Here is a 14,046-nt window from a genome sequence, read left to right as displayed (position 1 = left end):
ATTCGTCATCTGATCGACACGAGGGTGTTCTGCCAGGTCAGCGCCGGGTGGCCAGGAAGTCCGAGATCCGCCCGATGGCCTCCGTGAGCACGTCGACGTCGGGCAGGGTGACGAGACGGAAGTGGTCCGGCTCGAACCAGTTGAAGCCGGTACCGTGGGTGACCAGGATCCGTTTGGCCCGGAGCAGGTCGATCACGAAGGACTCGTCATCCTCGATCGGGTACACCGAGGGGTCGAGCCGAGGGAAGCAGTAGAGGGCACCGCCCGGGCGGACCGAGCTGACTCCGGGTATCTGGTTGAGCAGCCGGTCGGCGAGCATCGTCTGCTCGTGGAAGCGACCCCCGGGAGCGACCAGGTCATGGACCGACTGGTAGCCCCCGAGGGCGGTCTGGATCGCGTGCTGGGCCGGTACGTTCGCGCACATCCGCATGTTCGCGATCAGGGTGAGGCCCTCGAGGAAGTCGGTGGCCAGCTCCGTGGGGCCGGAGATCATCACCCAGCCGGCCCGATATCCGCAGACGCGGTAGGCCTTGGACAGTCCGCTGAACGTCAGGCAGAGGACGTCGTCGCCGGCGTACGTCGCCGCGTGATGGTGCACCGCGTCGTCGTACAGGATCTTCTCGTAGATCTCGTCCGCCATCACGACCAGCTCGTGGCGCCGGGCGATGTCGACCAGGCCCTTCACCGTCTCCGCGCTGTACACCGCTCCGGTGGGGTTGTTGGGGTTGATGATGACGATGGCGTGCGTGTGCTCGGTGACCTTCGACTCGACGTCCGCGAGGTCGGGATCCCAGCCGTCGGCCTCGTCGCAGCGGTAGTGCACGGGCGTGCCGCCGGACAGGGTCACCGCGCCCGTCCACAGGGGGTAGTCGGGCGCCGGCACCAGGACCTCGTTGCCGTCGTCGACGAAGGCCTGGAGCACCATGGAGATCAGCTCCGAGACGCCGTTGCCGATGAAGACGTCGTCGACGGTCACGCCGCGCAGCCCGCGCTCCTGGTAGTAGTGCGCGACGGCGGTGCGCGCCGGGTAGATGCCCTGGCTGTCGCTGTATCCCTGCGCCTCCGGCAGATGGTGGACCACGTCGGCGACGATGGCGTCGGGGGCCTCGAAGCCGAACGGCGCCGGGTTGCCGATGTTGAGCTTCAGGATCCGGTGGCCCTCGGCCTCGAGCCGCTGTGCCTCGACCAGGATGGGCCCGCGGACGTCGTACCGCACGTGCTGCAGCTTCTGGCTCTGACGGATCCGGCGCACCATCCCATCTTCCCAGCCTGCGAGTCGCGCCTACGATGGTGTCCGATGCCGTTCCTCGACCACGCCGTCGCTGCGTGAGGGGGTGCCATGTCGCGCAAGGTCGTCCGGATGACGCTCGACCACGTCGCCCAGCTCGACGCACCCTGCCGGACGTGCGTCTTCTGGGAGCTCGACCCGGTGCGCCGGGGTCGCGTCGAGGAGCCCGCGGCCGAGAAAGAGGCCTGGATGTCGGAGGTCCTGCGCGACTGGGGCTCGTGCGGCCGGGTCGTGCTGATGGACGACCGTCCGGTGGGCTACGCGCTCTACGCCCCGCCGGCGTACCTTCCGGGTGCCGGAGCCTTCCCGACCGCGCCCGTCTCGTCGGACGCCGTGCTCCTGTCGGCGTTGTACGTCGAGCCCGGCGCCCGCGGTGGGGGGCTGGGCCGGATGCTCGTGCAGGGGATGGCGCGTGACCTGATCGAGCGGGGCGGCATCGCTGCGGTGGAGGCGTTCGGCGACACCCGGGGTCCGGGGCGGCCGGGCGCGCGCAGCTGCGTGACGCCCGTCGACTTCCTGACCAGCGTGGGGTTCAAGACCCAGCGGGCCCATGCCCGCCACCCGCGGATGCGGATGGACCTCCGGACCACGCTGTCGTGGCGCGAGGAGCTCGAGGGTGCGCTCGAGAAGCTGCTCGGGGCCGTCCGGCCGGTGCCGAAGACCACGGCCGACCACCCGCGCACGACGACGCGCTCCTGAAGCCGGGGATCCCTGCGGTAGGGCCGGAGACCGCGAAAGGCGGCCGAGCCTGTTGGCTCGACCGCCTCCCGGAAATTCCTCGTCAGCCCTCGCTCAGGCGATGAACTCCTCGAGCTCGCGCAGCAGGGCCGCCTTGGGGCGGGCACCCACGATCGACTTCACGACCTCGCCGTCCTGGTAGACGTTGATGGTCGGGATGCCGTTGACGCGGTAGGACGAGGGGACCACGGGGTTCTCGTCGACGTTCATCTTCACGAACGTGATCTTGTCTCCGTGCTCCGCAGCGATCTCGCTGAGGATCGGGTCCACCTGGCGACACGGGCCGCACCACTCGGCCCAGAAGTCCACCAGGACCGGCTTGTCGGACTTGAGCACCGTCGTCTCGAAGTCGGCGTCGGTGACGGCAGCGAAGTTCGCCACGGGGAGTTCCTTCCAGTTGATCGGGTCGACACGCTCCCACCGATCGGTCGGCGTGGTGTCACCTGAGAGAACATCATGCCGCCGACGGTTGTTCCCGGCTCGGAGGCGCGTGCAGACAGACGCGTGCAGAAGGGGTCAGACCGACGCCGTCGCCGGCTCCGCCTGTGCGGACGCGGCATGGTCGAGGTCGGCCAGGTAGCGCTCGGCGTCCAGGGCAGCCGCACAGCCGGTGCCGGCCGCGGTGATCGCCTGGCGGTAGTGGTGGTCGACCAGGTCGCCGGCGGCGAAGACGCCGGTCAGGTTGGTCTCGGTCGCGGGGTGCCGGACCACGACGTACCCGTCGTCGTCGAGCTCCACCTGTCCCTTGATCAGCTCCGAGCGCGGGTCGTGGCCGATCGCGATGAACAGCCCGGTGACCGGTAGCTCGGTCTCGCTGCCGTCCACCGTGTCACGGACCGTGATCGACTCGAGCCGGTCGTCGCCGTTCATCGCGGCGACCTCGGAGTTCCACAGGAACTCCAGCTTCGGGTCGGCGAACGCCCGCTCCTGCATGATCTTGGAGGCCCGCAGCTCGTCGCGCCGGTGGATCATCGTCACCTTGCTGCCGAAGCGGGTGAGGAACGTCGCCTCCTCGACCGCCGAGTCGCCGCCACCGACCACCGCGATGTGCTGGTCGCGGAAGAAGAACCCGTCACACGTCGCGCACCACGAGACGCCGTGCCCGGAGAGCTCCTCCTCGCGCGGCAGGCCGAGCTTGCGGTACGCCGACCCCATGGCCAGGATCACGGCCCGGGCGGAGTAGGTGTCGGTGGCCGTGCTGACCGTCTTGATCTCGCCGGTGAGCTCCATCGAGACGATGTCGTCGGAGACCAGCTCCGCGCCGAAGCGCTCGGCCTGGGCCCGCATCTCGTCCATCAGCGCGGGACCCATGATCCCGTCGCGGAACCCGGGGAAGTTCTCGACCTCGGTGGTGTTCATCAGCGCACCGCCCGCGGTCACCGAGCCCTCGAACACCAGCGGGTGCAACGACGCTCGCGCGGCGTACACCGCGGCGGTGTAACCGGCGGGTCCTGATCCCACGATGATCACGTTGCGGACGTCCTGCGACTGCGTCATGTACTGCTCCCAGCTGCCGGTCGGGGGTCGCGGTCGGGCCACCGGCGGGGCGTGTCCGACCAGGGGTTAGAACGCATCGTAGGCGAGCCGGATTCCCGGGTCACCGGCCTCCCCGGAGGGTCGGGACTCAGGGCGCCGGAAGCGTGGTGGACCTGATCGGCCGGGCGCTACCGCACACGTAGAGGTCGACCACCTGCGTGCTGCCCTCGGCACGTCGGTAGACCAGGGCGGCCGGGGCGTGTTGGTACTCCGCGGCGACGGTGTCGAGGTCACGGGGCACGTCGGCGCAGCTCAGCTGGTCGAGCGAGAACGTCTGCTTGCGGTGCAGCAGCGTGCGGCCCTGGAGCGCATCCGCGGAGAAGTGCCGGGGCCTGACCACCAGGCGGCCGTCGCGGACCTGCGAGTTCGCGGCCTCGGGGGTGGTGCGCTGGTCGCCCTGCTGGGCGTTCCCGGAGTTGCCGAGGTTCTCGCTCGCCCGGCCACCGGCGTTGTCCTGCGCCGAGGAGGCGGTGCTGGTGGGGCCGCTGCCGCTCGACAGGTGCGGAGCCACCACCACCCCGCCCACGACGACCGCGGCCGCGGCGACGAGCAGCCCGGCGACCCGACGCCGGCGGTGCGCCGCGATCGGCACGACATCGGCCGACCCGACGGGCACTCCGAACTGTCGATCGCGCGGGAGCGGTGTCTCGGCACCGAGACGGGCCAGGACGTCGTCCATCCGGGCGGCAACCTCGTCCGGCATCGGATCGGCGTGCCGGGACTCTGCGAGGAGCCGGCGCACCTCCGCGATCTCGGGCGGCTCCGAGCCTTCGGGGGCGTCGGGCCGGTCGGTCATGGAACACCTCCTTCGCCGGCGTGCGTGGGGTCGGGGGGAACGGCGATGGGACGGGCGGCACCCACGTCCGGTTCCGGGTGAGATCGGTCACGTCGAGCGCCCGTGCGGTCGCCCGGGCTCTCGCCCAGGCGGTCGCGGAGCAGGGTCGCGAGCCGTTCGCGTCCGCGCGCGCACCGCGACTTCACGGTGCCCTCGGCACAGTCCAGCATCACCGCGACCTCGGCCACGGCGTAGCCCTCCATGTCGACCAGGACGAGCGCGGCCCGTTGCTCGGCCGGCAGCGTGCCGAGGGCCGCCAGCAGGGCGCGTCGTCGCTCGTCGCCGATCGCCGCCTGCTCCGGGTCGTCGCGGCCGTCGCCCGCCGTGACCGGGGACCCCCGGCCTCCTCCTTCGTCGAGGTCGTCCGGCAGCGTCTCGGTACGGCGTACCTTCGCAGCGCGGATGCGGTCCAGGCACGCGTTGACCACCACCCGGTGCAGCCAGGTCGTGACGGCCGCCTCGCCGCGGAAGCTCTCGGCCCGTCGGTACGCCGCCATCAGGCCGTCCTGCAGGCCGTCGGCGGCGTCGTGCGGGTTGCCCATGGTGCGGAGTGCGACGGCCCAGAGCCGGTCCCGATGACGAGCGAAGAGCCGGCCGAACGCATCGACGTCGCCGGCGACGTGCGCGGCGAGCAGCTCGGCGTCGGTGGGCTGGTCGTCCGGCCGGGCCACATGGTGGTCAGTCACCCTTCACCACCGCTTCGGCGATCTGGCCGCGGAACCCACCCGGCACGGCCGGAAGCTTGGTCAGCCACACCACCACGTAGCGACCGGTGGCCGGCTTGTCGAGCGTGACCGTTCCCGCCGTGCCGGTGATCTGGGTGCTGCCCACGGGGGTCAGCCCGTCGAGGTTGTCCGGATCCGTGGGCGAGACGTAGATGCTCACCGCGGTCGGGCTGCCCACCGTGGTCAGGTCGACCTCGCTCACCTGGTGCGTGCCTTGCAGGTCGAGCACCAGGCCGACGCCGGTCTTGAGGCCGGCGTCACCGAACTGCTGCTTGTAGTCGAGCGTGCTCCATGCGGTGTTGGCGTGTCCGTCGACCGCGAGCGGAGCCTCCTGCGGGTTCTCACCGCCGGTGCCCTGGGGGTCGAAGTCGCGTGCGGTCACGCCGGTCAGCGCGGAGGCCGTGGGCGCACCGGACGAGCTCGAGGTCCGCCCCGGACCCTGGCTCGACTCGTCCTTGGTGGTGCCGAGCGGGGTCTTGCCCCGGCCGAGGTTGAAGGCGATCACGACCGCCACCAGCACCAGCAGGCAGGCGGCGAGGATGCCGGCCAGACGGAGCATGTTGGTCCCGGGCGCGTGCCGGCCGCCGTCCTCGTCGTCGTCGACGTACGCCGGCAGGGTGCCGCTGCCGGTGCCCGCGCCGGTGCCGGTGTCCCACGGCCAGAACCCGCCCCCTCCTGCGCCCGGCGAGACCGGGGCGGCGCGGGGCCGGCGAACCGGCTGGCCCTCCTCGGGGTCCGGGGCGAAGAGCGGCCGCTCCGGCGGAGGCTCGAAGGCCGGCGGCGGAGCGGGCTTGTCCGTGTGGTGACGCAGCCAGGTCACCTCGTCGGTGTCCTCGTGGAAGATCGGCATCCCGGCCTGGGTGGCCAGCCCGTCGTCCTTGGCGGGCTCGTCGCTCCGCTCGTCCGCCTCCTCCTCCATCTCTCGGACCGGCGGGTCGTTCAGGGGTGGGAGTACGACGGTCTCCCCGCCGCGCTTCGGGTGCTCGATCCGGGCCAGCCAGGCCTCGGCCGCCATCGCCGACGGGCCGAGGAAGTCGCGCAACGAGTCCGCCAGCATCGCCGCGGAGACCTCGGTGTCGCCGCCGTGGTTGAGCACGTGGTCGCACAGCGAGTCGAGCGTGCGCGGGATGCCCGCGCGCACCTGCCGGGGACGCAGCACGTGGCCGTGCGACGACGGGGCGGGTGGCACCGTCGAACGGCTGGCCCCGGCCCACTTGCCGGTCATCGCGGCGTACAGCAGCCCGACGAGGTCGGCGATGTCGGTCGCGATGCGACCGGAGGGCAGGCCGTGCAGCGCGGCGTCGACGGCGAACCCGATCAGCCGCACCGAGCCGTCGGTGTCGATCAGGACGTTCTCGGGGACCAGGCGCCCGTGTGCGACCTGGGCGTCGTGGGCGAGCGCCAGAGTGTCCGCGACCTCGGCGACGATCCAGGCGGCGACCGTGGGGGAGAGCGGGCCGCCGTCCGCGAGCATGATGTCGAGGCTGGTGCCGGAGCCCCACTCGTTGACCACGAAGCAACGGTCGGCGGCCTCGTCGATGTCGAGCACCCGGAGCATCCGCCGGTCGAGGACGGTCGCGGAGGTGCGGGCGGCCGCTCGCAGCAACGGCGCGCGCTCGTCGTCGCAGGAGATGATGTGCACCGCGACGTCGCGTTGGAGCACGGAGTCGAAGGCACGCCAGAACCGCCCGCCCCTGCTCTCGGTGAGCAGGTCGGTCAGCCGGTACCGGTCGGCGAGCACGTCGCCGGGCCGGTTGTGCTCTGGCACGGCCTCAACCCCTCGCGTCGCTCGCTCACCCATGTTAGGAGCCACGTGCCCCGCTGATCCGGCGGATCACAGGGTCGAGCAGAGTCGTGACCTCGCCGATCCGCATGACGCGTGCCAGCGCGACGAACAGGCCGACGTCGATCGCACCGAGGACCAGGACCCGGACCGCCGCCAGCACGTGGGAGACGTCGTCGGTGTGGCCGGGCAGGATGCGGCCGACGGCCCAGGCGACGGCGGTCGAGACACCGGCCGCGATCAGGAGCCGCACCACGAACCGCACCAGGGCGGGCGTCTCGAGACCCCCGAGCCGGCCGCGCAGGATCGCGTAGGAGACCGCCGAGCCGAGGACGTACGACGCGCCGTACGCGATCACCAGGGCCGGCGAGGTCTGGGCCGCGGTCGCCTGCCGGACGAGGAGGATCGCGACCACGACGTTGGTGGCGCCGATGGCGCACTGGATGAAGAACACCGTGCGGTTGAGCTCGAGGGCGTAGAAGCCGCGCAGCATCAGGTAGTGCACGGTGAAGAACACGATGCCGGGTCCGAAGAGGATCATCGACGGGACGTAGTGGTCGAACGTCGTCGCGGTCGCGCCGTACCCGAACAGGACCTTCGCCGCGTCGTAGGCCAGCAGCGGTAGGCCGAGGGCGAAGGGCACCACGACCACGAGTGCCGTGCGCAGGGTCGCGGACAGGGTGCCGGCGAGCCCGGGCAGGTCGCCGTCGGCCGCCTTCGCCGAGAGCCGCGGCAGGATGGCGGTCGCCAGCGACACCGTGATGATCGCGTGCGGCACCATCACGAACAGGAAGGCCGCGGCGTACACCGTGTACCCGGTGGCGTCGGTCGCGTGGTGGATCGCCTGGTGGGCGTGGTGGTGGCGGGCCACCTGCTCGCAGGCCGAGCGGGCGGTGCCGCCCGAGGCGAGCCGGACGACCACGGTGTAGGCGATCTGGTTGACGACGACGAAGAGCACGGTCCAGATCCCGAGGCGCAGCGTGTGCCCGAGCCCGCTGCCGCGGAAGTCGTAGCGCGGGCTGAAGCGGACCCCCGCCGCGCGGAGGACCGGCAGCAGGATCAGCACCTGGGCGGCGATGCCCAGGGTCGCGCCACCGCCGAGCACCAGCTCCTGGGTGCCGGAGTACGCCGTGCAGCTGTCGGTCGCGGGCAGGGCGCCGAACCAGAACAGGTAGAGCACCAGCACCAGGATCGCGATCACGTTGTTGGCGATCGGCGCCCACATCATCGGCCCGAACCGACCCCGCGCGTTGAGCACCTGACCGAGCAGCACGAACATCCCGTAGAAGAAGACCTGGGGCAGGCAGTACCGCGCGAAGGCGATCGCCGAGTCGCGCTGCGCGGCGAGCGCAGGGTCGTCGTACGAGCCGTTGAGGTAGAGCTTCATCACCAGCGGCGCGGCGATCACCAGCAGGATGGTGACTGCCCCGAGGAAGAGCAGGGCGAGGGTGATCACGCGGTTGGTGTAGGCCTCCCCGCCGTCGGGGTCGGTCTTCTGCGCGCGCACCAGCTGCGGGACGAGCACGGCGTTGAACACGCCGCCCGCCAGCAGGATGTAGAGCATGTTGGGGATGGTGTTGCCGATGTTGAACAGGTCGGCGTGCAGCTCGTTGCCGATGGCGACGGCGAGCAGGAGGTTGCGGACGTAGCCGCTGGCCCGCGAGAAGACGGTGCCGGTCGCCATCACCGCCGACGAGGCGAGGATGCCGCGGCTCTCGGCCGCGTCGCTCACGCTCATGCCTCGGTACGCCGTGCGGACCGGTCGCGGAAGACGCGGCGCGCCAGACGGACGACGATCGCGGCGAACAGCAGGCCGACGCCGGTGCCGATGATCACCCAGATCAGGCCGCTCACCTGCTCGCTGCGCATCGGGAAGCTGTCGACGGCACCCAGCTGGCGGCCGTCCGAGGTGGTCAGCTCGAGGGTCACGCTGTGCACGCCCCGCTGGTGGGTCGATGCGTGGAGGAGCACCGTGGTCCGGCCGTGCGGTGGCAGCTGCACGGGCTCCCCACCGGTGATCTCGAGCTGCGGGTCGGAGAGCGCCCGGACCTCCACGGTCACCGGGACGTCGAGGTCGTTGCTGACGAGGGCGGAGAAGCGCCCGGACGAGCTGGCCAGCGTGACCGAGGGCGGAGCGGCGAGGTCGATGGCGTTGAGGTTCTGCCGGACCCAGCGGGCGATCGTGCGCATCCGGTACAGGGCCACGATCGGCGTCCGGGCCGCGGCGTACGACGCGTTGCCGGCGACCTCCTGGAACAGCTGCTTGCGCAGGACCTTGTTGCCGATCAGCACCGACTGCAGCGTGCCGCCGTTGTCCAGCACCGACTGTGCCGCGGTGTAGACGCCCCGGCCGAGCTGATGGGCGTCGGCCGGGATCTCGCGCAGCCGGGTGTCGTCGAGGGGGGTCGCGCTGCCCGCCGTGGCTCCCCCGAGGGTCGTCAGTCGCAGCCAGGGCACCTCGAGCCCGGCGAAGAAGCCGCTACCCAAGGGGTGACGCTGCCCCGTCGGCAGCTCGACCACCAGCGGCTGCTGGTCGTCGAGGAGGCGCACGGCGGCCTCGGCAAGGATCCGCTGCCGCAGCGCGAGCGAGCTCTGTGGGTCTACCGGGCCCGGCCCGCCCTGCGCGGCGGACGACGACGCCAGGATGACCCGGTGCCCGTGGACCCGGTTGACCACGGGCGCGTCGCCCCGGACGCCGGCGTCCTCGAGCAGCACCGAGGAGTCCTGTGGGAGCTGGGAGATGGTGTCGCCGCTCGTGCGGCCCCCGGGTGGAGCCGCGATCCGGGAGAGGGGCACCTCCCAGGGTCGTAGGGCGTGGCCGGTGTGTTGGAACGCCGTCCGCAGCAGCGTCGGGTCGTAGCGGACCGCGCCGTCCAGGTCGAGGTCGCCGTACGGCAGCCCCATCACCTCGCTGGTGTCGCTGGTGAGCAGCCGGCGCAGGGACTTGAGCCACGTCCGGGCCGAGCGGCTGTTGGTGGCCGTGGTCGTGTCGGCTGCGCCCGAGGCGCTGGCCGAGCCCGAGCCGGAGGGAGACGGGCTCGGGGAGGTGCTCGGGGATCCCTTCCCGGGCGACTTCGGCTGGGGCGCCGCCAACGTCCGGGCCGGGTTGCCGTGCGCGAGCCGGCGTACGACGTCGGGGACGGCGGGGTCGACCAGCCAGGTCAGCGGCCGGTCGTGCGCGGCGCGACCGATGGCGACCGCGGCGTGCAGGGAACCGGTGCGGAGGCTGTGCGACCACTGCTCGGGGTCGACGACGGTCCCGGTGGGGCCGCGCTCGATCCCGGCGCGGACCGGGACGACCAGGGCGGCGTCCTCGAACTGGCCGTTCGGAGCCGACCCGCGCGGCACGTAGGGCAGAAAGGTGCGGTCGCGCCCCACGGCGACACGCGCGCCCCCCTCGCCGTTGTCGCCGAGGACGTGCACGCCGAACCAGTAGACGCCCGGCACGGAGACCGGGAGCGTGGAGTGCGGCAGCCTGATCGCGAACTCCGCGACTTCGCCCGGCGCCAGCCGGGGGATGCTGTCGAAGGTGCCCGGCACCGTGATCCGGTGACCGACGTCCGCGTCGACCGGCGTCCGGGCCGCCGCGCTGAGGCCGGCGGACGTGGTGATCGGGGTCGAGCCCATGAAGCCGTGCACGTTGATCGCGGTCCAGGTCTGGTCGGACGCGTTGGTGACCGTGCCGCGGATGACGATCGGACCCTTGTCCGGGACGTAGTCGGGCGTGATCGACCGGATCCGCGGGACGAGGGGCTGCTCCGCGTCCAGGGGGGCGGCGCTCGCAGCGCCCGCGCTGGGTGCTGCGCCGACCAGCCCGCCGAGCACGGCGAGTACGGCGGCCAGCACTGCCGCCGCCACTGCCCGGGCATGCGGCAGTGAGGACGGGCGGAGCACGCCCCAAGGTTAGGGCCTGTCCATGTGGAACCCGGGGGGCCCGAGGGCGCGCCCGCCGATAGGCTGTGCGGTCGTGTCCGACGCAGCAGACGGTCGCCCGCCGGGGAGTGTCCGGCTGGCCGATGCCCAGCGGGACGTGACCGCCGAGCTCGACCGGATCGGTCCGGTGATCGACGAGCTGGGGGGCATCTTCGGCGCGGCCGGGCACGAGCTGGCCCTGGTCGGCGGGCCGGTGCGCGACGCGATGCTCGGTCGGCGGCACAACGACCTCGACTTCGCCACCTCCGCCCGCCCGCAGGAGATCGAGCGGCTGCTCGACGGGTGGGCCGACGCGACCTGGGACATCGGTCGCGCCTTCGGCACCATCGGCAGCCGCAAGGGACCGTTCCAGGTCGAGATCACGACGTACCGATCCGACGAGTACGACGTCTCCTCCCGCAAGCCGAACGTGGACTTCGGCGACACCCTGGAGGGCGACCTCGGCCGGCGCGACTTCACGGTCAACGCGATGGCCGTGCGCGTGCCGTCGCGCGACTTCGTGGACCCGTACGGCGGCGTGGTCGACCTCGCCCACGGCCTGTTGCGCACCCCTGGGCGTCCCGAGGACTCCTTCTCCGACGACCCGCTGCGGATGATGCGGGCCGCCCGGTTCGCCGCGCAGCTCGGGTTCGAGGTCGACCCGGCGGTGATCGAGGCGATGACCTCCATGGCCGGCCGGATCGAGATCATCTCGGCCGAACGGGTGCGCGACGAGCTGGTCAAGCTGGTGCTCGCGCCGTACCCGCGGCTCGGGCTGACGCTCCTGGTCGAGACCGGTCTCGCCGCCCTGGTACTGCCGGAGCTCCCGGCGTTGGCGCTGGAGCGCGACGAGCACCACCGGCACAAGGACGTCTACGAGCACACGCTGACGGTCCTCGAGCAGTCGATCGACCTGGAGCAGCGCCTGGGCGGACCGGACTTCGTCTCCCGGTTCGCCGCGCTGATGCACGACGTGGGCAAGCCGCGGACGCGTCGCTTCGTGGACGACGGCACCGTGACGTTCCACCACCACGACGTGGTCGGCGCGAAGATGACCCGCAAGCGGATGCAGGAGCTGAAGTTCTCCGGCGACGCCGTCGATGCCGTCGCGAAGCTGGTCGAGCTCCACCTGCGCTTCCACGGGTTCGGCGGTGGGCAGTGGACCGACTCGGCGGTCCGGCGCTACGTCCGCGACGCCGGCGACCAGCTCGAGCGGCTGCATGTGCTGACCCGCGCCGACTGCACGACCCGCAACCGGCGCAAGGCCGAGCGGCTGCGGCGTACCTACGACGACCTCGAGGCACGCATCGAGCGGCTGTCCGCCGAGGAGGAGCTGGCCGCGATCCGGCCCGATCTCGACGGGACGCAGATCATGGAGATCCTCGGCATCCCCGAGGGCCGCGACGTCGGCGCGGCGTACCGCTTCCTGCTGGAGCTGCGTCTCGACGAGGGTCCGCACTCCTACGACGCCGCGAAGGCCGCCCTCCTGGCCTGGTGGGCCGCCCGCACCTGATCACCCGGTCGGGTCGTCCGCTCGTGAGGCACCTGGAGGTGCCCGTCAGGCGGACGACCGGACATCTACGATCGGCTCATGTCGGAGCTGACCGTGACCGGGCCCGCCGTCGAGCGGGGCGAGGAGATCCTGACGCCGGAGGCGCTGGCGTTCGTCGCCGACCTGCAGGCCAGGTTCGGCGGCCGACGTGACGAGCTCCTGGCCGCGCGGCGTACCCGCCGTGCCGAGATCGGCCGCACCGGCCGGCTCGACTTCCTGCCCGAGACGGCGGAGGTCCGCGCCGCCGACTGGCAGGTCGCACCGGCACCCTCCGACCTGCTCGACCGCCGTGTCGAGATCACCGGCCCGACCGAGCGGAAGATGGCGATCAACGCCTTGAACTCGGGTGCGAAGGTGTGGCTGGCCGACTTCGAGGACGCGAACACGCCGCACTGGGCCAACGTCGTGGGCGGGCAGGTCAACCTGTACGACGCGGTACGCCGGACGATCGAGCTGACGACGTCCGACGGCAAGGAGTATCGGCTGCGGGACCCCGACGCCCTCCCGGTGATCCTGCCTCGGCCGCGCGGCTGGCACCTGCCCGAGGCCCACCTCACCCTCGACGACCGTCCGGTCGTCGGCGCGCTGGTCGACTTCGGGCTGTACTTCTTCACCAACGCCCAGGAGCTGCTGGCACGCGGCAGCGGGCCGTACTTCTACCTGCCGAAGATGGAGTCACACCTCGAGGCGCGGCTCTGGAACGACGTCTTCACGCACGCCGAGTCCGCACTCGGGATCGAGCACGGCACGATCCGCGCCACGGTGCTGATCGAGACGATCCCGGCGGCGTTCGAGATGGAGGAGATCCTCTACGAGCTGCGCGACCACATCTCCGGCCTGAACGCCGGCCGCTGGGACTACCTGTTCTCGATCATCAAGACGCTGCGCGACGCCCCCGGCGACCACACCCTTCCCGATCGGAACGCGGTGACGATGAACGCCCCGATGATGCGCGCCTACTGCGACCTGCTGGTCGCGACCTGCCACCGGCGCGGCGCCTTCGCCATGGGCGGGATGGCCGCGTTCATCCCGTCCCGACGCGATGCGGCGGTCAACGAGGCGGCGTTCACCAAGGTGCGCGACGACAAGACCCGAGAGGCGAAGCAGGGGTTCGACGGGTCGTGGGTGGCGCACCCCGACCTGGTGCCGCTGTGCGCCGAGGTCTTCGACGAGCTGATGCCCACTGCCAACCAGGTGACGTTGCGTCGCGACGACGTAGATGTCACGGCCGACGACCTGCTCGACGTCGCCGCGACCCCTGGCTCGCGCACGCTGGACGGCCTCCGCACCAACGTCGAGGTCGGCATCACCTACCTCGCCGCCTGGCTCGGTGGCAACGGCGCGGCCGCGATCCACAACCTGATGGAGGACGCCGCCACGGCGGAGATCTCCCGCTCCCAGATCTGGCAGTGGGCCCACAGCTCGGCCACGCTGGAGGACGGCACGGTGGTCGACAGGTCGCTCGTCGAACGCATCCTGACCGAGGAGTACGACGCGCTGGTCGCCGCCGGCGGTCCGTACGCAGCCCACCTGGCCACCGCCCGCGACCTGTTCCGGGCGACCGCCCTCGACGACGACTTCGCCGACTTCCTCACCCTGCCGGCGTACGACGAGGTGCTGCGGACGGGCGGGTGAGCCCATGACCCCAGAGGCGAAATGGCTGACAGCAGTCTGGCC

At 71.7% G+C, this 14,046-nt stretch carries 11 protein-coding genes; 3 read left to right on the top strand and 8 right to left on the bottom strand.

Features of this window, described 5'->3' with window-relative positions; genetic code table 11:
• Window positions 1-37 precede the first annotated feature (37 nt).
• Window positions 38-1,252, bottom strand: coding sequence for a pyridoxal phosphate-dependent aminotransferase (locus VGK78_RS16915; protein ID WP_414690703.1), 1,215 nt, complete (start codon window positions 1,250-1,252; stop codon window positions 38-40).
• Between the two features lie 87 nt (window positions 1,253-1,339).
• On the opposite strand from VGK78_RS16915, the gene VGK78_RS16910 reads away from it, so the two are divergent.
• Window positions 1,340-1,987, top strand: a complete 648-nt coding sequence (locus VGK78_RS16910; RefSeq protein WP_331528896.1) for a GNAT family N-acetyltransferase — start codon at window positions 1,340-1,342, stop codon at window positions 1,985-1,987.
• A 93-nt stretch (window positions 1,988-2,080) separates the two neighbouring features.
• Here VGK78_RS16910 and trxA read toward each other — a convergent pair whose 3' ends face one another.
• The 7 genes from trxA to VGK78_RS16875 all read right to left on the bottom strand — a co-directional run bounded on the left by trxA (window position 2,081) and on the right by VGK78_RS16875 (window position 10,799).
• A complete protein-coding gene (gene trxA, locus VGK78_RS16905; protein WP_331528895.1) occupies window positions 2,081-2,407 on the bottom strand; it encodes a thioredoxin in 327 nt (108 codons plus the stop codon).
• A 135-nt stretch (window positions 2,408-2,542) separates the two neighbouring features.
• Window positions 2,543-3,523, bottom strand: a complete 981-nt coding sequence (trxB, locus tag VGK78_RS16900) for a thioredoxin-disulfide reductase (protein WP_331528894.1) — start codon at window positions 3,521-3,523, stop codon at window positions 2,543-2,545.
• 127 nt (window positions 3,524-3,650) lie between these two features.
• A complete protein-coding gene (locus VGK78_RS16895; protein WP_331528893.1) occupies window positions 3,651-4,358 on the bottom strand; it encodes a hypothetical protein in 708 nt (235 codons plus the stop codon).
• The gene (gene sigM, locus VGK78_RS16890; RefSeq protein WP_331528892.1) at window positions 4,355-5,083 is read right to left on the bottom strand and encodes an RNA polymerase sigma factor SigM; all 729 of its coding nucleotides are present in this window, start codon (window positions 5,081-5,083) and stop codon (window positions 4,355-4,357) included. The genes VGK78_RS16895 and sigM overlap by 4 nt, the downstream gene beginning before the upstream one ends.
• Window positions 5,076-6,890: a protein kinase family protein gene (locus VGK78_RS16885; RefSeq protein ID WP_331528891.1), complete on the bottom strand. Its 1,815-nt coding sequence runs from the start codon at window positions 6,888-6,890 to the stop codon at window positions 5,076-5,078. The genes sigM and VGK78_RS16885 overlap by 8 nt, the downstream gene beginning before the upstream one ends.
• Before the next feature lie 34 nt (window positions 6,891-6,924).
• On the bottom strand, window positions 6,925-8,643 hold the full coding sequence (gene murJ / locus VGK78_RS16880; protein ID WP_331528890.1) for a murein biosynthesis integral membrane protein MurJ: 1,719 nt from the start codon (window positions 8,641-8,643) through the stop codon (window positions 6,925-6,927).
• The gene (locus VGK78_RS16875; RefSeq protein ID WP_331528889.1) at window positions 8,640-10,799 is read right to left on the bottom strand and encodes a DUF6049 family protein; all 2,160 of its coding nucleotides are present in this window, start codon (window positions 10,797-10,799) and stop codon (window positions 8,640-8,642) included. Before VGK78_RS16875 ends, murJ begins: the two co-directional genes overlap by 4 nt.
• A 115-nt stretch (window positions 10,800-10,914) precedes the next feature.
• Between VGK78_RS16875 and VGK78_RS16870 the strand changes: the two genes are divergently transcribed.
• Complete coding sequence (locus VGK78_RS16870) at window positions 10,915-12,330, top strand: CCA tRNA nucleotidyltransferase (protein ID WP_414690704.1); 1,416 nt, start codon at window positions 10,915-10,917, stop codon at window positions 12,328-12,330.
• A gap of 78 nt (window positions 12,331-12,408) precedes the next feature.
• On the top strand, window positions 12,409-14,004 hold the full coding sequence (aceB, locus tag VGK78_RS16865) for a malate synthase A (RefSeq protein ID WP_331528887.1): 1,596 nt from the start codon (window positions 12,409-12,411) through the stop codon (window positions 14,002-14,004).
• Window positions 14,005-14,046: the final 42 nt, after the last annotated feature.

Origin of the sequence: Nocardioides sp. (genome assembly GCF_036503465.1) — a bacterium.
In the GTDB taxonomy this organism is placed as follows: domain Bacteria; phylum Actinomycetota; class Actinomycetes; order Propionibacteriales; family Nocardioidaceae; genus Nocardioides.
This window is presented reverse-complemented; position numbering and strand designations above follow the sequence as displayed.

Excerpts from the sequence above, each read along its gene's own strand:
- VGK78_RS16910 (WP_331528896.1), top strand. The coding sequence starts at position 1,340 with ATGTCGCGCAAGGTCGTCCGGATGACGCTCGACCACGTCGCCCAGCTC.
- murJ (WP_331528890.1), bottom strand. The coding sequence starts at position 8,643 with ATGAGCGTGAGCGACGCGGCCGAGAGCCGCGGCATCCTCGCCTCGTCG.
- aceB (WP_331528887.1), top strand. The coding sequence starts at position 12,409 with ATGTCGGAGCTGACCGTGACCGGGCCCGCCGTCGAGCGGGGCGAGGAG.
- VGK78_RS16895 (WP_331528893.1), bottom strand. The coding sequence starts at position 4,358 with ATGACCGACCGGCCCGACGCCCCCGAAGGCTCGGAGCCGCCCGAGATC.
- trxB (WP_331528894.1), bottom strand. The coding sequence starts at position 3,523 with ATGACGCAGTCGCAGGACGTCCGCAACGTGATCATCGTGGGATCAGGA.